Raw genomic sequence first — 20092 nt, 5'->3', positions numbered from 1 at the left:
GGCATCGCACTTTCTTTTGCATGCAGGGGTGGACCGTTTCTTGCAATGCATTACATTAATATCTGACTGGGGCTACGGTCACAGAATCAGATCCTGGAGGACGACGATATGAAGACATTTACAATCGCTGCGGCACTTGCCGTTCTGGCAGTACCCGCTTTCGCTCAAGACCTCACACCGACCGTTGGCGATGCCGCTGCTGGTGAAGAACAATTCAACCGTCAGTGCGTGGCTTGCCACATTGTTGCTGATGATGCAGGTGAAGTGCTTGCAGGCCGCAACGCCCGCACAGGCCCGAACCAATACGGTCTCGTTGGCGGCGTGATCGGCAGCGAGCCTGATTTCAACTACAGCGATGGCCTTGTCGCTTTGGGTGAAGCTGGCGAAGTCTGGAACGAAGAAAACTTCGTTGGCTATGTGCAGGACCCGACTGGTTGGATCCGTGAAAAGACCGAAGACCGCCGCGCCCGTGGCCGGATGGCCTATCAGGTCCGTGACGAGCAGGAAGCCTATGACCTTTACGCTTTCCTCGCGACTTTCTCTGATCTGGAAGCTGCACCTGCCGAATAAGCCCGGCTGGGACGATATTAAAGGCTGTCAGGGAAACCTGGCAGCCTTTTTCATTGCCCGGTGATCAGACTGGCGATCAAGGCGGCGTTTTCTTCATGCGCCAGATGGCCAAGGCCCGGCAATTCGGTCAATCGCGCGTGCGGCAATTGTTTGACGGCCTCCCGGCTGACATCGGGCTGCACCGCCTTGTCATTCAGCCCGGTGATCAGATGCACATCAGCGTTGATCGCGGGCAGCCGTGCCAAAAGTCCGTCCAGCGACCATTGCGCCATCATCGCCAAAGTCCCGTCGATATGCCCGCGATCCGTGATCAGGCGATGGTAAAGATCAACGCCCTGATCATCCAGCATGGACCCGGTCCCTTTGATCAGGTTCTGCACGGTGTTCCGGCTGCTGGTGGCGGTGACGATGCTGGCGCTGAACGGTGTGGCGGCCAGCGCCTTGGCCATGATCGGGAACAGGAAACCGGCCACACCTTTGAAATTGCTGAGCGCGGCATTGATCAGCACGATTTGCGCGGGCCGCAGCCCCAATTCCCAAAGCCGCAGCGCGATGGCCCCTCCAGCGGAATGGCCGACGATGATTGCGGGGTTCCAGCCTTCGGCGCGGCACAGCGACAAGATATCCTCGGCCATGAAATCAAGGCTGCAACGTTGCCGTGCGCCCATCTGGCTGAACCCTTGCCCGGGCAGGTCGATGGCCACGACATGATGGGTTTGCATCAGGATCGGAAACAGATGCCGGAAGCTTTGCGTCGCCCCGCCTGCGCCATGGATCAGCAGGATCAGCGGTCCTGTGCCTGCCTCCTGCACATGCCAGCGGTGCGGGCGGTGCAGGATCTGGCGGGAACATTCTGACAGCGGCCAGTCGCGCGGTGGCCAGCGCATCAATCGTCCAGTGCTGCGGCAACGGCTTGCGACAACCGTGCCGCATCGGCGCGCGGCATCGGAAGGTAGATCGCGCCAAGGGTCTGCGCGAGCGCTGACAGCGCCGGTTCCGGCCGGTTGCCGGTGTCGATGACCAAAGCATCGATCCCCTGCGCGCGCACCATCTGCGCCATGCGCTGCGCATCGGCGGCGGCCTGCACACGGTTGCCTGCGCCATCAAGTGCGACATTGGCGCGCCCATCGGTCAGGATCACGATGGTCGGCGTCAGCCCTTTGCGGGTGGCAGCGATGGATTGTTCGAGCGCCATAACAATCCCTGCGGCCAAGGGTGTGCCGCCGCCACCGGGGAGCGCGGCAAGGCGGCGTTTGGTCTGGACGAGCGAGCGTGTGGGCGGCAGCAATACCTCCGCCTCAGACCCGCGAAACGACACCAGTGCGACGTGATCCCGCCGCGCATAGGCTTGCGCCAGCAGCAGTTCAATCGCACCTTTCGCCTCGGCTAGCCGTGACAGCGCGGAAGACCCAGAGGCATCTACAGTGAACATTAGCAGTCGGTCGGACTTCTCTTCAAACCGTTTGACGCGGATATCTTCGCTGCGCACTTGCAGATTGTCGCGCCCGGTCGCCTGTTTGCGGATCGTCTGCCAAGGGGCTGCGGCGCGTAAAGTCGCCACAATATCAATCCGCGCGCCATCGCCCAGCCGCCCGGCGCGTGACGGCATCGGGCGCCCGCGTCGGTTGCCTTTGCGCGCGGCACCAGAGCCGCTGCCTTTGCCCTGACGCGCCTTTTGCGCGGCGATCCGGTCGAGCAGATTGTCGGGCAACAGCGCCTTGATCGCCTCCAGTAGCATCTCATCCGGCATGTCGAGCGTGTCAGATTGATCCTGTTCCGTCTCGTTCTGTTCTGGTTCTGGCGTGTCCTGTTCTTCTTCATCGCTGCCCGGCATCTGGGTTGCGCGATGGGCCAGCACCAGAAGGCAGGCTGCCTCAACATCATCGGCATCAACCGACATTTTACCCAGCAGTGCTGCATGCGCCTTTGCCGCGCGCAAAGCAAAGAGCGGCGCGCGCAGGCTGTCGATGCCGAACTGCGCAGCGATACGGGTGAGTTGATCGCAAATGTCATCGGGAACGGTGACTTGCCGCAGATGGGTGATTGCGGCGCTCGGGTTGAAATCCGACACTGACACGGCATCACCGATGCTGATCTCCGACAGATCAACCGCAAAGGCCAGCCGTTCTGCCAGTTTCGGGTTCAGCACTTCATCCGGCTCTGCGCCTTCATCCATCGCTACCAAGCGATGCGCGTGACCTGCATCCAGTGTCATCGCAAGCCGTGCGGCAAGCTGCGTCGTCGCCCGTTCCGCCATGGTCAGCACCAATGTGCCGGGCCGCGCCAACAGCCCTTGTTCCTGCACGAATGCGCCGGTGGCCAAGGTGGCCGACAGGTCCAGCCCGCCGAACAACGCCTCGTCGGATATCGCCGGATGAATCCGATGTTGCACCTCCGGCAGCCAAGCGAGCAACCCAGAAAACCTGTCCCGCACCGGCCCAGCCCTTGCGCGCAGGGCCATGCCGCCCAGCCCCGGATCGATCGCCAGTAGCTGCAATGCCAGCACGGCGCGGTGCCAGATTGCCTCAGCCAAGGGTTTCTTCCACGATCCGCGCGACCCGCGTCCCACTGCCCGCCTCATCCAAAGGATCGCGGCGCAGACGGTGGCGCAGGGCCATGGGCGCCATTTCCTTGACATGCAGCCGGGTCAGCGCGGTATCGTTGCGCCATGCCGCATAGGCGCGCGCGGCTTTCAGCAAGGTCAGTTCCCCGCGCAACCCGTCCGACCCCAGCGCGAGGCAAAGTTCCGCCACATCGTGCAGCGTCTTGTCCGGCGTGGTCAGTTCCGCCAGCGCGCGGCGCGCGGTCAGGATCTGATCACGGATCGCCGCATCCTCGGCCTGCCAGCGCAGCATGAAAGCGGTATTGTCATTCTCATAAGCATCGCGGCGTTTGATCACATCGACGCGGGTGGCGATGTCTTTGGGGGACGCGACCTCGACCGACAACCCGAAACGGTCCAGCAATTGCGGGCGCAATTCGCCCTCTTCCGGGTTCCCAGAGCCGACCAGCACGAACCGCGCAGAGTGCCGGATCGACAGACCTTCACGTTCCACTACGTTTTCGCCCGATTGCGCGACATCAAGCAGCAGATCGACGATGTGATCTTCAAGCAGGTTCACCTCGTCGATATACAGATACCCGCGATTGGCGCGCGCCAGCAGGCCGGGCTGGAACGCCTTTTCGCCCTTGGTCAGCGCCTTTTCGATATCCAGCGCGCCGGTTACTCGATCCTCCGTCGCGCCAAGCGGCAGATCGACAACGGGCGTCGGCATCTCGACCAGCGTCTTTTCATCCAACATCGCCCAATCCGGCACATCAGCCACCTTTGCGCTGTTCACCGGGCAGCCCTGCACCGCCATGATCGGCGGCAGCAAAGCGGCCAAGGCACGCACGGCCGTGGATTTGCCGGTGCCACGGTCACCAAACACCAGCACCCCGCCGATGGATGGGTCGATGGCGGTCAGGATCATCGCCTGTTTCATCTCGGCCTGACCGACGATGGCGGAAAAGGGAAAGGGGTGTTTCATGCAGCCTCAAGTTTCGTCAGGGGGGAAATACCGTTCCACGTGCCGGCATCGGAATGCACCGCAAAGCGGGCGTAAAGTTCTTCGGCGAACCAGCCTTCGTCACGTACGGCGCGGATCGCATCGGCATGTGGTCCGGTCCGGGCAAAACCGGCCATCGCCGCCTCGGACGGCCAGATAGAGAATGTGACCTGATGCAGCATCGGCACCTCGCCAATGCCGATCTTGAAGATCACGTTGGTATCCTTGCCGATCATCGCCGAGATATTCGGCACCCGCCGCCAGAACCGCGCGAGGATGCGGGGTTTGATCGTGGCACGGGTCAGTGCGGCTAAAGGTCCCAGTGTCGTGGCTGCGCTGGGCGTGAATGGCATCTGGCCTGCCCAAGCGCCCCGCGCTGATTGGGTTTGTAAAAAGACCGTCCAATGCTCTGTTGCGCGGTCAATATAGCGGGCAAATATTCCCGCTTTGGTCCGTGCCTGCGCGGTGGCAATATCGGGCCAAGTCGCCAGAATTGCATAGACAGCCGTGTTGGGAACAGGCGTAAACCCTTCCCCCGTCCCGGAACCACACAGCTTCCAGAACCCGATATCCGGCGTCCGCGCCATAGGCCACCTTGCGCCGCCCATCATCATCAGCGCCCAAGCCCGCGCCAAAGGCCCGGCGAAGCGGAAGAAGGATAATGTGACGATCTGGGGCAAGGCGCATCCTTGGGTTTGTGTCAACTTAGTCTGACATAGCCCCCGTCTTTTGGGAAGGCTGCACAGATAATATTTGTCAACTTGGGTTTACACATCTACGGTGAGGATATGTTGACACCTGATCAAACCGATTCAAATGCAGCCATCGTGATTGGCGCGGGGCTTGGCGGCCTTGCGGCGGCGATGCGGCTGGGCGCCAAGGGCTATGCCGTCACCGTTCTGGACCGGCTCGACCTGCCGGGCGGGCGCGGGTCGTCCGTTACGCAGGACGGTCACCGCTTTGACCTTGGCCCGACGATCATCACTGTGCCGCAGCTTTATGAAGATCTGTGGCGCGCCTGCGGGCGTGATTTCCACAAGGATATCAGCCTGCGCGCGCTAGACCCGTTTTACGAGGTCCGCTGGCCCGATGGGTCCACCTTTACCGCGCGGCAGGACACCGATGCGATGCTGGCCGAGGTTGCGCGGCTCAGCCCCGGCGATGTGGCGGGTTACAAGCGGTTCCTGAAAGACAGTCAGGCCAATTACAAGGTCGGGTTCGAAGGCATGGTCGCCCAGCCGATGAATAGAATCTGGGAAACGATCAAGGTTTTGCCGGAATTCGTACGCCTGCGCGCGGATCGGTCGATCCTCGGGCTGGCAAAAGCGCGGGTCAAGGATGCCCGCCTGCGCATGGCCTTGTCGTTTCACCCGCTGTTTATTGGCGGTGACCCGCGCAAAGTGACCTCGATCTATGCTTTGGTGGCCTATCTCGAAAAAACCTATGGCGTGCATTACGCGATGGGCGGCGTACAGGCGATTGCCAATGCGATGGTCCGGGTGATCCAGCTGCAAGGCGGGCAAGTCCGGCAGAATGTCGAAGTCGATGAGGTCCTGATTGAAAATGGCGCCGCCCAAGGCGTGCTCTTGAAGGACGGCACGATCCTCAATGCGCCCCTGGTTGTCAGCAATGCCGATGCCGGTCACACCTATCAGACCCTGCTGCGCAACCATCCGCGCAAACGCTGGACCGACAAGAAGCTGAAATCGCGGCGTTGGTCGATGGGCCTGTTTGTGTGGTATTTCGGGACCAAAGGCACCGCGGACATGTGGCCCGATATCGGCCATCACACGATCACCAATGCCCCGCGCTATGAGGGTTTGCTGCGCGACATTTTCATCAAGGGCAAATTGTCCGATGACATGAGCCTTTATATCCACCGCCCCAGCGTGACCGACCCCAGCGTCGCGCCGAAAGGCGATGATACATTCTATGTCCTGTCCCCCGTCCCGCATCTGGGCTTCGACAATCCCGTCGATTGGGCCAAGGAAAGTGCGATCTACAAAGCCAAGGTCATGGCTGAGGTCGAAAAACACATCCCCGGGTTCGCCGAATGCATCAGCACCGAAATGATCCTGACGCCCGAGGATTTCCGCGACCGTTATCTGTCGCCCAACGGGTCCGGATTTTCCATCGAACCGCGCATCCTGCAATCCGCCTATTTCCGGCCCCATAACATCAGTGAAGAGGCCAAGGGCCTGTTCCTCGTCGGCGCAGGCACCCATCCCGGTGCCGGTGTGCCCGGCGTGATTTCCAGCGCGCATGTGCTGGCGAAACTGGTGCCCGATGCGCCCGTGCAAATCCCCATGAAAGTCGCCGCAGAATGATCCGGCCCGATGACCTCGCCCATTGCCATAATGCGATCAAGCACGGGTCGCTGTCGTTTCATGCCGCGTCAAAACTGCTGCCTGCCTCGGTCCGCGATCCGGCGCTTGCGCTCTACGCCTTTTGCCGTCTGGCCGATGACGAAGTTGACGAAGGCACGCATCAGGCTGGTGCGGTGTTGCGCCTGCAGGAACGGCTCGACCTCGCCTATGATGGCCGCCCGCGCAATGCGCCGGAAGACCGCGCCTTTGCCGCGATCATCGACGCATTCGACATGCCGCGCGCCTTGCCAGAGGCGTTGCTGGAAGGTCTGGCATGGGATGCTGCCGAATATCGCTACAACACCCTGTCCGGTGTCCGCGATTATTCCGCCCGCGTCGCCAGCACCGTGGGCGCGATGATGTGCGTGCTGATGCGGGTGCGCGATCCTGACACTTTGGCGCGGGCCTGTGATCTGGGCGTGGCGATGCAATTGACCAATATCGCCCGCGATGTGGGTGAAGATGCCCGCATGGGCCGGATTTACCTGCCGCTGGATTGGCTGGCCGAGGCCGGGATCGACCCACAGAATTTCACCCGCGACCCGCTGCCCGACACTGCCGTGCGCGGCATGGTCAAACGGTTGCTTACCGAGGCAGACAGGCTTTACCTGCGATCTGAATCCGGGATCAACGTGTTGCCTGTGAAGGCGCGCACCGGCATCTGGGCCGCGCGGCTGATCTATGCGGGCATCGGCAAACAATTGCGCAAACAGGGCTATGACAGCATTTCGATGCGCGCGCGCACCAATGCTGGGCAGAAACTCGGCTGGGTCGCGCAATCCGCACTGCGGAGCGCGTTTTCTGTCGTGACCCCCAAATCCCCCATCGTTTTCGCCAAACCGCTGGATGAAACCGCCTTTCTGGTCAATGCCGCCAGCAGCAGCAAACCCAGCAACAGCCGGTCGTTGGCGGTGCTTGATATCCTTGCCGATCTGCGTCAAGGCCAAGCAGCCCTTGGAAACCCGCGTCAACGCGCTTAGACTACGTTCAGGATCGCAAAAGGGACGATAATGGATTATCTGCTGTTCGCGCTGTTTCTGGCAGCCACCTTTGCTGCCGGGTCGACCGGCGCTTTGTTCCCGACCGGCCCTTGGTATAAAGGGTTGAACAAGCCCACATGGGTGCCGCCGAACTGGATGTTTCCGGTGGCTTGGACCTCAATCTATCTGCTGATCTCTTTCGCTGGTGCGCGGGTCGCGGGTCTTGATGGCAATGGTTACGCCATGGCCTTCTGGGCGATCCAGATTGCGTTCAATGCGTTGTGGACGCCCGTGTTCTTCGGCCTGCGCCGCCTGAAAGGATCGCTGCCGATCATCGGCGCGCTGTGGCTGGCTGTTCTGGGCTGCACGATCACCCATTTCCAACTGGATTTCTGGGCGGGCCTCGCCTTCGTCCCTTATCTCGTCTGGGTCACCATCGCGACCGCGCTGAGCATCGCGATGCTGCGGTTGAACCCGAACGAAAAACCGCTCGACTTGAACGCGATCTGACCCCCTTGAACACCGTGAAAATCGGTGTCAGTTTTGGGGATGGAACATCACATCACATCTTGGGCCGATTGCGCCCCGCAATTGGTGGCGGTCGCTGCTGGCCGCCAACCCGCCGATATGGTCATCCGTGGCGGCAAGCTGGTCAATGTCCAGACGCGCGAGGTGCTGGACTGGCAAGTCGCCATCGCCGCTGGACGCTTCGCCTTTATCGGCCCTGACGCCAGCCATTGCATCGGCCCTGACACGGAAATTATCGAGGCGGATGGCCGCTATCTGATCCCCGGCCTCTGCGACGGCCATATGCATATCGAAAGCGGCATGTTGACACCCGCCGAATTCGCCGCCGCCGTGATCCCGCATGGCACGACCACCATGTTCACCGACCCGCACGAGATCGCCAATGTCCTTGGCCTGCGCGGCGTGCGGATGATGCATGATGAGGCGCTGATGCAACCCATCAACATCTTCACCCAGATGCCATCCTGCGCGCCCTCTGCCCCCGGTCTGGAAACCACCGGGTTCGAGATCAGCGCCGAGGATGTGGCCGAAGCCATGTCATGGCCCGGCATCATCGGTCTGGGCGAGATGATGAACTTTCCCGGTGTTGTGAACGGCGACCCGCAGATGCTGGCCGAAATGGCCGCAACGATGCGGGCGGGCAAGACTGTGGGCGGCCATTATGCCAGCCCCGATAAAGGCAATGATTTCAGCGCCTATGTCGCGGGTGGTGCCGCCGATGACCACGAAGGCACGGCGGAGGCGGACGCCATCGCCCGCGTGCGCAACGGGATGCGGTCCATGATGCGGCTGGGGTCTGCTTGGTATGACGTCGAAAGCCAGATCACGGCGGTGACGGAAAAAGGCCTCGATCCGCGCAATTTCATCCTTTGCACCGATGATTGCCATTCCGGGACGCTGGTGAACGAAGGCCATATGAACCGCGTTGTCCGCCATGCGATTGCCTGCGGCTGTGATCCGCTGATCGCGCTGCAAATGGCGACGATCAACACCGCCACGCATTTCGGGCTGGAGCGAGAGCTTGGGTCGATCACGCCGGGTCGGCGGGCCGATGTGATCCTGACGTCAGACCTGGTGACCCTGCCGATTGAGCAGGTGATCGCGCGCGGGAAAACCGTGGCGCGTGATGGCAAGATCACCGTGGATTGCCCGCATTACGACTGGCCCGATGACGCGCGCCAGACCGTGCGGATGGGCAAGCATCTGGATGACGCGGATTTCGCCGTCAAAGCCCCCAATGGTGCCAACAGTGTCGTCGCCAAAGTCATCGGCGTCGTCGAAAACCAAGCCCCGACCAAGGCGCTGACCGCCGAACTGCCTGTTGTCGATGGCGTTGTGGAAGGCCAAGGCGACACCTATCAGATCGCCCTTGTCGAACGGCACCGCGCGACGGGCAAGGTGGTCAACGGTTTCGTCTCCGGCTTTGGCTACACGGGCCGCATGGCGATTGCCTCCACCGTCGCGCATGACAGCCACCATATGATCGTCGTTGGCACCGACCGCACGCTGATGGCCAAAGCCGCGAACCGATTGGGCGAGGTTGGCGGCGGCATCACCGTCTGGAAAGACGATGCCGAACTGGCGCTAGTGGAACTGCCCATCGCGGGCCTGATGTCCGACAGCCCCGCTGCTGAGGTCGCCGCCAAGGCCGATGCCATGGTCGCCGCGATGGCCGCCTGCGGTTGCACGCTCAACAACGCCTATATGCAACATTCCCTGCTGGCGCTGGTTGTCATACCGGCGTTGCGGATTTCTGATCTGGGCTTGGTGGATGTGATAAAGTTTGAAATTACCGATCTGTTCGAGGAAAATACATGAACGCTTATACCGAGGTTGTCATCCGGACACCTGACCTGCCCGCCGCTGAAGCCTTTACCGACCCCAAAGCCGCTGTCGCGCGGCTGCACGACCTTTACGCCACATCGATCAAATTCCTGTCGGAAAACTTTGTCGCCGCCCTGCGCGATGGCCAGCCCGATGCGCGGTTCCGCGCCTTTTATCCCGAAATCCGCCTGACGACCTCGGTCCATACCAAGATGGACAGCCGCCTGTCCTTTGGCCATGTCGCCGAACCCGGCACTTATGCCACGACCGTGACACGGCCTGACCTCTTCGCCGCCTATCTTGAACAGCAGATCGACCTTTTATTGAAAAGCCACGGCGTACCGGTTGTCATCGGCGCATCCGAGACAGTGATGCCGGTACATTTTGCCGTCGCCAATGATCCGGGCGTGACCGTGCCGCATGACGGGTCGATGGATTTCAACCTGCGCGACAATTTCGATGTGCCGGACCTCAGCACGACGCATGACGCCATCGTCAATGGCGCGGGCTTCACCTATCCTGACGGCGCGCGGCCACTTGCGCCCTTTACCGCGCAGCGGATCGACTATTCACTCGCGCGGCTGGCGCATTACACCGCGACCTCGGCTGAACATTTCCAGAACCATATCCTGTTCACCAACTACCAGTTCTATGTCGAGGAATTTGAATTCTTCGCGCGCCAGATGCTGGCCGATCCTGACAGCGGCTACACCAGCTTTGTCAGCACCGGGAATGTGGAAATCACCACCCATGATGCCGATATTCCCACCCCTACTAAATTGCCGCAGATGCCGACCTATCACCTCAAACGCCCCGGCGGCGCCGGGATCACCTTGGTCAATATCGGCGTTGGCCCGTCCAATGCGAAAACCGCGACCGACCATATCGCCGTGCTGCGGCCGCATGCCTGGCTGATGGTCGGCCATTGCGCCGGTCTGCGCAATTCGCAGCGTCTGGGTGATTTCGTGCTGGCCCATGCTTACCTGCGCGAAGATCACGTGCTGGACGATGATCTGCCCGTCTGGGTGCCGATCCCGGCGCTGGCGGAAATCCAGATCGCCTTGCAAACTGCCGTGGCCGATGTGACCAAGCTGGAAGGCTATGAACTGAAGCGGATCATGCGCACCGGCACGGTCGCCACGATCGACAACCGGAACTGGGAATTGCGCGAACAGGCGGGCCCTGTGCAGAGGCTGTCGCAATCGCGCGCTATTGCATTGGATATGGAAAGCGCAACAATCGCCGCCAATGGATTCCGGTTCCGTGTGCCATATGGCACGCTTCTCTGCGTTTCGGACAAACCGCTGCATGGCGAGTTGAAGCTGCCCGGCATGGCCTCGGAATTCTATAAAACACAGGTCGCCGCCCATCTGATGATCGGTATTCGCGCGATGGAACTGCTCCGCGAAATGCCGCTGGAACGCATCCATAGCCGCAAATTACGCAGTTTTGAGGAAACAGCCTTCCTTTGAAACAATAAAATCAGCGGAAAAGTGCGTTTTTGCCTTGTCAGGCAGCGCTATTCGTTGTGGTGTGCCACAACATACCGTTATATCGGCGGGGAACATGCCCTACAGATGGGGCACAAAGGGAGACCAGGAAAATGGCGACGAAACCAATGACCAAAGCGCAGCTGGTTGCTGCAATTGCCGAACAGACCGGCATGGACAAAAAAGCAGCGGGCACAGCGCTGGATGCCGTGACCGGCATCATCACATCCGAAGTCGCAGGCGGCGGTGCTGTCACCCTGCCCGGCGTCGGCAAAATCTATTGCCGCGAGCGGCCAGAGCGGATGGTGCGTAACCCCGCCACCGGCGAGCAGATCAAAAAAGAAGCAGACAAGGTTGTCAAAGTGACAATCGCGAAAGCGCTGAAAGATAGCGTCAACGGCTAAGCCATCAGGCCTTGTGCCGGACGCAAAATCACGAAAGGGTCGCCCCGACAGGCGGCCCTTTTTCGTTGAGGTGACATGGATATCAAAGCAATCGTCATGGGCCTTGCCTTTGCGTTCATGTGGTCATCTGCCTTTACCTCTGCCCGCGTCATCGTCGAATATGCGCCGCCTTTGTCGGCATTGGCGCTGCGGTTTCTGATCTCTGGCCTGATCGGTGTCGGCATCGCATGGCTTCTTGGCCAATCCGCGCGACTGACAAAGCGGCAATGGACCGGTGTCGTGATCTTCGGCCTGTGCCAGAACGCGTTGTATCTTGGCCTGAACTTTGTCGCTATGCAGACGATCCCGGCGTCACTGGCGGCGATCATCGCATCCACCATGCCTTTGCTGGTGGCGCTGGTCGGCTGGGTCGTATTCGGCACCAAGGTGCGCCCCTTGGGCATCGCAGGCCTGTCGGCTGGCGTTGTCGGGGTCGTCCTGATCATGGGCGCGCGGATCAGTGGCGGCGTCGATATCTTCGGTCTGGTCCTGTGCGTGATCGGGGTGATCTCTCTGACCATCGCCACGCTGGCGGTCATGGGCGCGTCATCGGGCGGCAATGTGCTGATGATCGTGGGTTTGCAGATGCTGGTCGGCGCTGTTCTGCTGGCGGTGCCCGCGCTGGCATTTGAGACCTTGGTGGTGACTTGGAACTGGCAGCTGATCGTCGCCTTTGCCTATACCGTGCTGGTGCCGGGCCTCGCCGCGACCTTGGTCTGGTTCCTGCTGGTCGGCCGGATCGGTGCGGTCAAGGCATCGACCTTCCACTTTCTCAACCCATTTTTTGGGGTGGCGGTCGCCGCCATCCTTTTAGGCGAAAGCATCGGCCCGCTCGACGTGCTCGGCGTCGTGATCATCGCCGCAGGGATTTTGGCGGTGCAGCTGTCGCGTCAGCCGCCGATCACGCCGCGCACGCCGCCGGTCTGACCACGATCCAGCAGCAGATGATCGAGGATCACGCAGGCCATCATCGCCTCACCCACCGGCACGGCGCGGATGCCGACACAGGGGTCGTGGCGGCCTTTAGTGATCACCTCTGTGGGCGAGCCATCCATCATGATCGACTTGCGCGGTGACAGGATCGACGATGTCGGTTTCACCGCGAAACGCACGACGATATCCTGCCCCGTGCTGATCCCGCCCAGAATACCGCCGGCATGGTTGGAGCTATATTCCGGCCCATCCGGCCCCATGAAAATCTCATCCGCATTGTCGCGCCCGGTCAGGGCCGCAGCGGCCATGCCTTCGCCGATCTCGACACCTTTCACGGCGTTGATCGACATCATCGCAGCGGCCAGATCCGTGTCCAGCTTGGCATAAACCGGCGCGCCGATCCCCGCTGGCACACCGCGCGCGACTACCTCGATGATCGCGCCGACCGAATTGTGATCATCCTTACGCAGCCAAGTCAGATAATCGTTCCATTCAGCCGCCGCCTGCGCATCGGGGCAAAAGAAATCATTCTGATCGATCTGGTCCCAATCCATATTGGAACGATCAATCTGCTTCGCCCCCATCTGGGTCATATAGCCTTTGATCTGCACACCCGGCGCAATCGCCTTGATCGCCTCGCGCGCGACACCGCCCGCCGCCACCCGTGACGCGGTTTCCCGGGCCGAGGATCGCCCGCCGCCACGCGGATCGCGCAAGCCATATTTCTGGTGATAGGTGATATCGGCATGACCGGGCCGGAAGGTGTTCAGGATATCGCCATAATCCTTGGACCGCTGGTCGGTATTCTCGATCATCAACTGAATCGGTGTGCCGGTCGTGCGCCCTTCATAGACACCGGACAGGATTTGCACCGCGTCTGGTTCATTCCGCTGGGTCGTGTTCTTGTTCAGCCCGGGGCGGCGTTTGTCCAGCCATTGCTGGATCATCGCAGGCTCCAGCGGCACGCCGGGTGGGCAGCCATCGACGGTCGCCCCTAGGGCTGGCCCATGGCTTTCGCCCCATGTGGTGAACCGGAAAAGATGACCGAAACTGTTGATGGACATGGCGAACCCCCGTTTGCCAACGGTCTAGCGGGCGGGCCGCATAGGCTCAAGAGGTTTCCCTTGCGCCCGCCTGACATCCACCCTAGCCTGCCTGTCACCTCGGGGTGCCATTCCGGCTGAGATGCGCAAGCAGACCCGTTGAACCTGAACCGGTTAGGACCGGCGGAGGGAAGGTATGGCAATCCCGCTATCCCCCAATCCGCCCGTCGCATTTGGAGGATAGGATGCAAAACCACATTTATCTGCCACTTGCTGCGGGATTTGCGCTTTGTGCCACAGGCACATTGGCGCAAACCCCGGTGTTGCAAGTCATGACCTACGACAGTTTCGTCAGCGAATGGGGCCCCGGCCCCGCGATCAAGACAGCGTTCGAGGAAACCTGCGGCTGCGAAGTGCAATTCATCGGCACCGGTGATGGCGCGGCCCTGCTGGCGCGTCTGCAATTGGAAGGGCCACGGACGGAGGCCGATATCGTCCTCGGCCTCGACACCAACCTGACCGCAGCCGCGCGGGAAACTGGTCTCTTCGCACCGCATGGTGTGGAAGCTGATCTTGATCTGCCGATCGCATGGGATGACCCTGATTTCCTACCCTTTGACTGGAGCTATTTCGCCTTTGTTGGCAATGCCGGGGCCGAAGCGCCCACATCCTTGCGCGAACTCGCCGACAGCGACATCCGTATCGTCATCCAAGACCCGCGCTCATCCACCCCCGGCCTTGGCTTGCTGATGTGGGTCAAGACCGCCTACCCCGACACTGCCGCCGAACTTTGGGCTGACCTTGCCGACAATATTGTCACCGTCACGCCGGGCTGGTCCGAGGCGTATGGGCTGTTTCTGGAAGGCGAAGCGGATGCTGTCCTGTCCTACACCACATCGCCTGCCTATCACGTGATCGCCGAAGACGACGATACCAAGGTGGCTTGGGCCTTCGACGAAGGCCATTACATGCAGGTCGAGGTTGCGGCCAAAGTCGCCACCACCGATCAGCCGGAACTGGCGGATCAATTCCTTGCCTTCATGGTGACCGAAGGGTTCCAGTCGATCATCCCTGAAACCAACTGGATGTATCCTGCTGTCGTGCCAGCGGACGGCCTGCCCGCAGGCTTTGACACGCTGATCACACCCGACACGGCCCTGTTGCTGTCGCCCGAGGATGCGGCGGCGATCCGTGAAGAAGCCTTGGACGAATGGCGCAACGCGCTGTCGCAATAGCGCCACGCTGGCCCGGTGCCATCGCTGCGGCACTGGTGCTGGTGCTGACGATTGGCACGCTGGTCGCTGTCGGCTGGCGTGCCGAATGGCAGCGCGGGTTGTCGCCTGCCGATTGGGTGGTGATCCGCTTTACCCTGCATCAGGCGCTGGTGTCCGCCACGCTCAGCGTGCTGCTGGCGATCCCCGTCGCGCGGGCCTTGGCGCGGCGGCAATTCACCGGGCGCAAAGCGTTGATCACCCTGCTGGGCGCGCCGTTTCTGCTGCCGGTGATCGTCGCGGTGATCGGGCTGATCGCTGTTTTCGGGCGCAGTGGTGTCGTGAATACCGGCCTCGCATGGCTGGGCTTGCCGCTGGTCAGCATCTACGGCTTTCATGGTGTCGTGCTGGCGCATGTGTTCTTCAACCTGCCTTTAGCGATCCGGCTGATCCTGCAAGGCTGGCTGTCGATCCCGGCAGAAAGATTCCGCCTCGCGGCCTCGCTGAACATGCCGGTCGGGCGCTTGCTCGAATGGCCGATGCTGCGCAATATCGTGCCGGGGGCGTTTCTGGTGATCTTTCTGATCTGCCTGACCAGTTTCGCCGTGGCGCTGACCTTGGGCGGTGGGCCGCGCGCGACCACGGTAGAGTTGGCGATCTATCAGGCCCTGCGGTTTGACTTTGATCTGGGCCGCGCCGCGATGCTGGCGGCGATCCAGTTTGGGCTTTGCGCTGCGGCGGCGGCTTTGGTCTGGCGGGTGACGAGTGTCGACGCATTGGGCGCGGGGTTGGACCGGGTCGTGCAACGCTGGGACCTGCGCTGGCCGTTACTGGATTATTTGATGATCGCACTGGTCGCTGTCTTTTTGTTAATGCCTTTGACCATGATCATCTGGCGCGGCGTGCCGGGGCTGGCGCTGATGCCAGCCTCGATCTGGGCTGCAGCGGGACGGTCTATCATCGTCGCAGCCTGTTCCGCCCTGCTCTGCGTCACCATGGCGCTGGGGCTTGCCCTGCGCGGTGGGTCCTTGATCGCTGTGCTGGGCGTTCTGCCTTTGGCCGCGTCCGGTCTGGTCGTCGGCACAGGCGCGTTCTTGTTGGTCTATCCCTTCATCAACCCAGCCCGTCTGGCCCTGCCCATTACGATCTTGGTGAACGCAACGCTCGCCCTGCCCTTTGCTCTGCGCGCCATCACCCCGTCGGTCGATGCGATCCAGCGCGACTTCGGACGTTTGGGCGCAAGCCTCGGCCTGACTGGCTGGGCCTTCGTGCGGATCGTCGTCTTGCCGCGCATCCGCCGCCCTTTGGGCTTTGGTGCGGGGCTGGCGGCGGCCTTGTCGATGGGCGATCTGGGAGTCATCACCTTGTTCGCGGGCGAGGCCGAGGAAACCCTGCCACTGGCGATGTTCCGGCTGATGGGGGCATTCCGGATGGAGGCGGCGTCAGGCGCTGCGCTGTTGTTGCTGGCGCTCAGCTTTGCTGCTTTCTGGCTTTGTGATCGCGGAGGGCGCGCTGATGCTGATCTGTGACAATCTGGTGCTGCGGCAGGGCGATTTCACCCTCAATGCGGATGTAACCTTCCCCGCGGGGAAGGTCACGGCCCTGATCGGCCCGTCCGGTGCGGGAAAATCGACCCTGCTGGCGGCGATCACCGGGTTCCTGCCGCCAGCCTCTGGCCGCGTGCTGTGGCAAGGCGATGACCTGACCGGGCTGGCCCCCGGCGCGCGGCCGATCTCGGCGATTTTTCAGGATAATAACCTGTTCCCGCATCTGACCATCGCGCAGAATGTCGGGCTTGGGCTGCGGCCCGCCTTGCGGCTGTCCCGCGATGAACTGGCGCAGGTGGATCGCGCGGTGGAGGCGGTGGGGCTTACTGGCCTCGGCCATCGCAAACCGGGGGCTTTGTCCGGCGGGCAGCAAAGCCGCGCGGCACTCGCCCGCGTTCTTCTGGCACAGCGGCCCGTGGTCTTGCTCGATGAACCCTTTGCAGCACTCGGGCCGGGGTTGAAGGATGAGATGCTCGATCTGGTGCAGGCGACCCTGGGCGCTGCCGGGCGCACGTTGCTGATCGTCACCCATGATCCAGAGGACGCGAAACGCATCGCGGATCAGGCCGTCTTTATCGCCGATGGCACCGTCACGGCACCTGTGTCGACGGAAACCTTCTTCAGCTATCCTTCGCCCGCTTTGGCGGATTACCTCGGCTGAACGCAAAAGGCCCGCCGTGATGGCGGGCCTTGGGTAACCGGCAAAGCGATTACTTTTTCTTGTTCTTGTAAGGTGCCCAAAGACGCTTGTTGGTCAGATAAAGCAGGACCGACAGCAATGTCAGAAAGATCACGCCGGTCAGACCAGCCTGCTGACGGGCCATCATCTTGGGTTCTGCTGTCCACATCAGGAAGGCAGCGACATCCATCGACACGGCTTCAAGATCGGTTGAGGCACCATCGGCATAATCAACGTCATCGCCATAAAGCGGTGGTGCCATGCCGATCCAGCTGCCGGGGACCATGTGATGGCCGTTCTCGTCGATGCAGGTTTCTGGGAAACCACCGGCAGCGAAGGCCACGTTGTAATAGCCATCCATCGGCTCGCCTTCCAGCGCGCATTCCGGCTCTTCTTCATACCCGGCCAGCAGTGAGGCAATATATTCCGCACCACCCATGCCGTTCACGAATTGGCTGATCCCGGTGCCATAAGGCCCGTGGAAACCGGCACGCGCCTTGGCCATCAAGGTCAGGTCTGGCGCATTGGCCAGGTTCGAGGCAGGGAATTTGTCGGCAGGTGTGGCGGGACGGAAATCGCCTTCGCCATCGAACAGGGCCTGATCGAAGATTTCATAGAATTCGGCATAGGCGAAAACCTGATCTTCGGGCAGTTCTGGTCCGCCAGCATCGCCAAGGTTGCGGAACGACAGATATTCCAGACCATGACAAGCGGCGCAAATCTCGGTGTAGACCTGCAGACCGCGCTGCAATTGCATCTGGTCGAACTGGCCGAACGGACCTTCGAAAGAAAAGGCGTAGTCGGTCACTTCGCCTTCGCCCGCCGCGATGGCCTGCCCTGATGTCAGGGCAAGCGCGGCACTGGCGGCGAGTGTGAATTTACGGATCATATTCATCAGTCTTCCTCACTCGGCCGGTTTGGCGACAGGGGCGCTGTCACTTTGCGGCGCGTAATGCGCGTTATAGTCTTCTTCGATGGTCGCTGGCGGTGTCAGCGGCTTTTCGATCACACCCAGCAGGGGCAGGATCACCAGGAAATAGGCGAACCAATAGACCGACCCGACGAGCGCGATATAGGGATAGATCCCTTCCGCTGGCATCGCCCCTGCCCACATCAGGACAAAGAAATCGACGACCAGCAGCCAGAACCAATATTTGAACATCGGGCGATAGCGACCGGACCGGACAGACGAAGTGTCCAGCCATGGGGCCAGCGCCATCACAACAATCGCACCGAACATCGCCAGAACCCCAAAGAACTTGGCGTCAACGATCCCGAAGGTGATCCACTGGGTGGCAATCACCAGCCAGACATCGCCGTCAAAGGCGCGCAGGATCGCGTAGAAGGGCAGGAAATACCATTCCGGCACGATATGCGACGGCGTCGCCAGCGGGTTGGCAGGGATGTAGTTGTCAGGGTGGCCCAGATAGTTTGGCATGAAGCCGACGACCGCCATGAACACCACAAGGATAACGGCCAGCGCGAACAGATCCTTGATCACGAAATAGGGCCAGAAGGGCAAGGTGTCTTTCTCTGCGTCTTCTTTCGAGGTGCGGCGAACCTCAACACCCGTGGGGTTGTTGTTGCCAGTGGTGTGGAAGGCCCAGACGTGGACGATTGTCAGACCCAGCAGGATGAAGGGCAGCAGATAATGCAGCGAAAAGAAGCGGTTCAGCGCAGGCTGACCGACGGCAGATGCACCCAGCAGCCATGTCTGCACGCTTTCACCCACGAATGGGATCGCGCCGAACAGGCCGGTGATCACGGCCGTCCCGTGGAACGACATCTGGCCCCATGGCAGAACGTAGCCCATGAAGGCCGTGCCCATCATCAGTAGATACATCAGCATGCCGATGATCCATGTGACTTCACGCGGGGCCTTGTAGGACCCATAGTAAAGCGACCGGAACATATGCGCATAGACCGCGACAAAGAACAAAGACGCGCCGTTCATGTGGAAATAGCGGATCATATGGCCGCCGTTCACATCACGCATGATATGTTCGACAGAGGCGAACGCCATATCGACATGCGGCACGTAATGCATGACCAGCACGATGCCGGTGATGATCTGCAGGACCAATGTGAAAACCAGCACGATCCCCCAGATCCACATCCAGTTCAGGTTGCGCGGCGTCGGCAACATCAATGTGTCATAGATCAGCCCGACAATCGGCAGCCGCGTATGCAGCCACTTTTCGCCGTTTGACTTTGGTTCGTAATGGTCGTGGGGGATACCAGCCATGGATCGCTCTCCTTAACCGAGTTGAATGGTTGTTTCGTCCACGAAGGACGCAACGGGAATATCAAGATTGCGCGGCGCAGGACCACGGCGGATGCGCCCGGAGGTGTCGTAATGCGATCCGTGGCAGGGGCAGAACCAGCCATTGAAATCACCGGACTGACCAAGCGGCACACAACCCAGGTGGGTACAAATCCCCATCTGAACCAGCCAGACACCGTCTTCTGACAGGGCGCGGTTCGCGTCGCTGGCATCGGCATCTTCGGCCAGATTGGCGTTCTGTGACAGACGGTCAGGCAGGTCGGACAGATCGACCGCATTCGCCTCGGCGATTTCTTCTTCGGTGCGGGCGCGGATGAACACCGGCTTGCCCTGCCACAGCACGGTCAATTGCGTGCCGGGGCTGACGCTGCTGACATCAACGCGGATCGAGGCCAGCGCCAGAACGTCTGCGGATGGGTTCATTTGATTGACAAGGGGCCAGACCGCGGCACCTGCCACGACAACGCCGGCACCGGCGGTGGCATAGTAGAGGAAGTCGCGGCGTGTGCCCTGATGGTCTTCTGCTTGTGACACTGGGTGCATCTCCGGTTCGTTATCGGGCAGATTGCCCATACAGATGTTAGACCGATGTTGCCATCCGTCCAATTGGCCGTTGTTTAGCCCCCTTCACCACAGGCGTCCAGCG

Annotated in this window: 19 protein-coding genes and 1 riboswitch; of the genes, 11 read left to right on the top strand and 8 right to left on the bottom strand. The window is 61.1% G+C overall.

What is annotated here, in order from left to right; translation table 11 throughout:
- Positions 1–108 precede the first annotated feature (108 nt).
- On the top strand, positions 109–570 hold the full coding sequence (locus VOY09_RS04305; protein WP_322893153.1) for a cytochrome C: 462 nt from the start codon (positions 109–111) through the stop codon (positions 568–570).
- Positions 571–620: 50 nt separating this feature from the next.
- Here VOY09_RS04305 and bchO read toward each other — a convergent pair whose 3' ends face one another.
- Genes bchO through crtA form a run of 4 tightly spaced genes read right to left on the bottom strand, consistent with a single transcriptional unit; the run spans position 621 to position 4798 of the window.
- The gene (bchO, locus tag VOY09_RS04300) at positions 621–1457 is read right to left on the bottom strand and encodes an alpha/beta fold hydrolase BchO (protein WP_322893152.1); all 837 of its coding nucleotides are present in this window, start codon (positions 1455–1457) and stop codon (positions 621–623) included.
- Complete coding sequence (locus VOY09_RS04295; protein WP_322893374.1) at positions 1457–3067, bottom strand: magnesium chelatase subunit D; 1611 nt, start codon at positions 3065–3067, stop codon at positions 1457–1459. Before VOY09_RS04295 ends, bchO begins: the two co-directional genes overlap by 1 nt.
- Positions 3068–3095: 28 nt before the next feature.
- The gene (bchI, locus tag VOY09_RS04290) at positions 3096–4100 is read right to left on the bottom strand and encodes a magnesium chelatase ATPase subunit I (protein WP_322893151.1); all 1005 of its coding nucleotides are present in this window, start codon (positions 4098–4100) and stop codon (positions 3096–3098) included.
- Entirely contained in the window at positions 4097–4798 is a 702-nt protein-coding gene (gene crtA / locus VOY09_RS04285) for a spheroidene monooxygenase (RefSeq protein WP_322893150.1), read from the bottom strand. The genes bchI and crtA overlap by 4 nt, the downstream gene beginning before the upstream one ends.
- 108 nt (positions 4799–4906) lie before the next feature.
- On the opposite strand from crtA, the gene VOY09_RS04280 reads away from it, so the two are divergent.
- The 7 genes from VOY09_RS04280 to VOY09_RS04250 all read left to right on the top strand — a co-directional run bounded on the left by VOY09_RS04280 (position 4907) and on the right by VOY09_RS04250 (position 12676).
- Positions 4907–6445, top strand: coding sequence for a phytoene desaturase (locus VOY09_RS04280; RefSeq protein ID WP_322893149.1), 1539 nt, complete (start codon positions 4907–4909; stop codon positions 6443–6445).
- Positions 6442–7464 (top strand): 15-cis-phytoene synthase, encoded by a 1023-nt coding sequence (gene crtB, locus VOY09_RS04275; RefSeq protein WP_322893148.1) that lies wholly within the window; start codon positions 6442–6444, stop codon positions 7462–7464. The genes VOY09_RS04280 and crtB overlap by 4 nt, the downstream gene beginning before the upstream one ends.
- 30 nt (positions 7465–7494) lie before the next feature.
- Positions 7495–7974, top strand: a complete 480-nt coding sequence (gene tspO, locus VOY09_RS04270) for a tryptophan-rich sensory protein TspO (protein ID WP_322893147.1) — start codon at positions 7495–7497, stop codon at positions 7972–7974.
- Positions 7975–8013: 39 nt separating this feature from the next.
- A complete protein-coding gene (ade, locus tag VOY09_RS04265; protein ID WP_322893146.1) occupies positions 8014–9810 on the top strand; it encodes an adenine deaminase in 1797 nt (598 codons plus the stop codon).
- Entirely contained in the window at positions 9807–11288 is a 1482-nt protein-coding gene (locus VOY09_RS04260; protein WP_322893145.1) for an AMP nucleosidase, read from the top strand. The genes ade and VOY09_RS04260 overlap by 4 nt, the downstream gene beginning before the upstream one ends.
- Before the next feature lie 131 nt (positions 11289–11419).
- Positions 11420–11710 carry an HU family DNA-binding protein gene (locus VOY09_RS04255; protein ID WP_322893144.1) on the top strand — a complete coding sequence of 97 codons (291 nt, stop codon included), beginning with the start codon at positions 11420–11422 and terminating at the stop codon, positions 11708–11710.
- Positions 11711–11785: 75 nt separating this feature from the next.
- Positions 11786–12676, top strand: coding sequence for a DMT family transporter (locus VOY09_RS04250; RefSeq protein WP_322893143.1), 891 nt, complete (start codon positions 11786–11788; stop codon positions 12674–12676).
- Here the strand turns inward: VOY09_RS04250 and aroC are convergent.
- On the bottom strand, positions 12640–13746 hold the full coding sequence (aroC, locus tag VOY09_RS04245; RefSeq protein WP_322893142.1) for a chorismate synthase: 1107 nt from the start codon (positions 13744–13746) through the stop codon (positions 12640–12642). The two genes, VOY09_RS04250 and aroC, sit on opposite strands and share 37 nt — an antisense overlap.
- 90 nt (positions 13747–13836) lie before the next feature.
- Positions 13837–13934, top strand: a riboswitch (TPP riboswitch).
- Between the two features lie 36 nt (positions 13935–13970).
- Between aroC and thiB the strand changes: the two genes are divergently transcribed.
- From thiB to VOY09_RS04230, 3 genes are read left to right on the top strand one after another with little or no spacing between them, the layout of a single operon-like run.
- Positions 13971–14960, top strand: coding sequence for a thiamine ABC transporter substrate binding subunit (thiB, locus tag VOY09_RS04240; RefSeq protein ID WP_322893141.1), 990 nt, complete (start codon positions 13971–13973; stop codon positions 14958–14960).
- The gene (locus VOY09_RS04235; RefSeq protein WP_322893140.1) at positions 14936–16465 is read left to right on the top strand and encodes a thiamine/thiamine pyrophosphate ABC transporter permease ThiP; all 1530 of its coding nucleotides are present in this window, start codon (positions 14936–14938) and stop codon (positions 16463–16465) included. Before thiB ends, VOY09_RS04235 begins: the two co-directional genes overlap by 25 nt.
- Positions 16452–17144: an ATP-binding cassette domain-containing protein gene (locus VOY09_RS04230; protein ID WP_322893139.1), complete on the top strand. Its 693-nt coding sequence runs from the start codon at positions 16452–16454 to the stop codon at positions 17142–17144. The genes VOY09_RS04235 and VOY09_RS04230 overlap by 14 nt, the downstream gene beginning before the upstream one ends.
- Before the next feature lie 49 nt (positions 17145–17193).
- Here the strand turns inward: VOY09_RS04230 and VOY09_RS04225 are convergent, their stop codons facing one another.
- The 3 genes from VOY09_RS04225 to petA are packed head-to-tail and all read right to left on the bottom strand — an operon-like array spanning position 17194 to position 19980.
- Positions 17194–18057 carry a cytochrome c1 gene (locus VOY09_RS04225; RefSeq protein WP_322893138.1) on the bottom strand — a complete coding sequence of 288 codons (864 nt, stop codon included), beginning with the start codon at positions 18055–18057 and terminating at the stop codon, positions 17194–17196.
- A 9-nt stretch (positions 18058–18066) separates the two neighbouring features.
- A complete protein-coding gene (locus tag VOY09_RS04220; protein WP_322893137.1) occupies positions 18067–19407 on the bottom strand; it encodes a cytochrome b in 1341 nt (446 codons plus the stop codon).
- A gap of 12 nt (positions 19408–19419) precedes the next feature.
- The gene (gene petA, locus VOY09_RS04215) at positions 19420–19980 is read right to left on the bottom strand and encodes a ubiquinol-cytochrome c reductase iron-sulfur subunit (protein ID WP_322893136.1); all 561 of its coding nucleotides are present in this window, start codon (positions 19978–19980) and stop codon (positions 19420–19422) included.
- Positions 19981–20092: the final 112 nt, after the last annotated feature.

The organism is Yoonia sp. 67-2 (assembly GCF_035117555.1).
GTDB lineage: Bacteria > Pseudomonadota > Alphaproteobacteria > Rhodobacterales > Rhodobacteraceae > Yoonia.
The sequence above is the reverse complement of the archived record's forward strand: the minus strand, read 5'-3'. Positions and strand labels throughout refer to the sequence as shown.

Coding starts and splice junctions, on each gene's coding strand:
- VOY09_RS04305 (WP_322893153.1), top strand. CDS start 109: ATGAAGACATTTACAATCGCTGCGGCACTTGCCGTTCTGGCAGTACCC.
- ade (WP_322893146.1), top strand. CDS start 8,014: ATGGAACATCACATCACATCTTGGGCCGATTGCGCCCCGCAATTGGTG.
- tspO (WP_322893147.1), top strand. CDS start 7,495: ATGGATTATCTGCTGTTCGCGCTGTTTCTGGCAGCCACCTTTGCTGCC.
- VOY09_RS04250 (WP_322893143.1), top strand. CDS start 11,786: ATGGATATCAAAGCAATCGTCATGGGCCTTGCCTTTGCGTTCATGTGG.
- VOY09_RS04220 (WP_322893137.1), bottom strand. CDS start 19,407: ATGGCTGGTATCCCCCACGACCATTACGAACCAAAGTCAAACGGCGAA.
- VOY09_RS04255 (WP_322893144.1), top strand. CDS start 11,420: ATGGCGACGAAACCAATGACCAAAGCGCAGCTGGTTGCTGCAATTGCC.
- crtB (WP_322893148.1), top strand. CDS start 6,442: ATGATCCGGCCCGATGACCTCGCCCATTGCCATAATGCGATCAAGCAC.
- VOY09_RS04260 (WP_322893145.1), top strand. CDS start 9,807: ATGAACGCTTATACCGAGGTTGTCATCCGGACACCTGACCTGCCCGCC.
- bchI (WP_322893151.1), bottom strand. CDS start 4,100: ATGAAACACCCCTTTCCCTTTTCCGCCATCGTCGGTCAGGCCGAGATG.
- thiB (WP_322893141.1), top strand. CDS start 13,971: ATGCAAAACCACATTTATCTGCCACTTGCTGCGGGATTTGCGCTTTGT.
- VOY09_RS04230 (WP_322893139.1), top strand. CDS start 16,452: ATGCTGATCTGTGACAATCTGGTGCTGCGGCAGGGCGATTTCACCCTC.
- aroC (WP_322893142.1), bottom strand. CDS start 13,746: ATGTCCATCAACAGTTTCGGTCATCTTTTCCGGTTCACCACATGGGGC.
- bchO (WP_322893152.1), bottom strand. CDS start 1,457: ATGCGCTGGCCACCGCGCGACTGGCCGCTGTCAGAATGTTCCCGCCAG.
- VOY09_RS04235 (WP_322893140.1), top strand. CDS start 14,936: ATGGCGCAACGCGCTGTCGCAATAGCGCCACGCTGGCCCGGTGCCATC.
- VOY09_RS04280 (WP_322893149.1), top strand. CDS start 4,907: ATGTTGACACCTGATCAAACCGATTCAAATGCAGCCATCGTGATTGGC.
- VOY09_RS04225 (WP_322893138.1), bottom strand. CDS start 18,057: ATGAATATGATCCGTAAATTCACACTCGCCGCCAGTGCCGCGCTTGCC.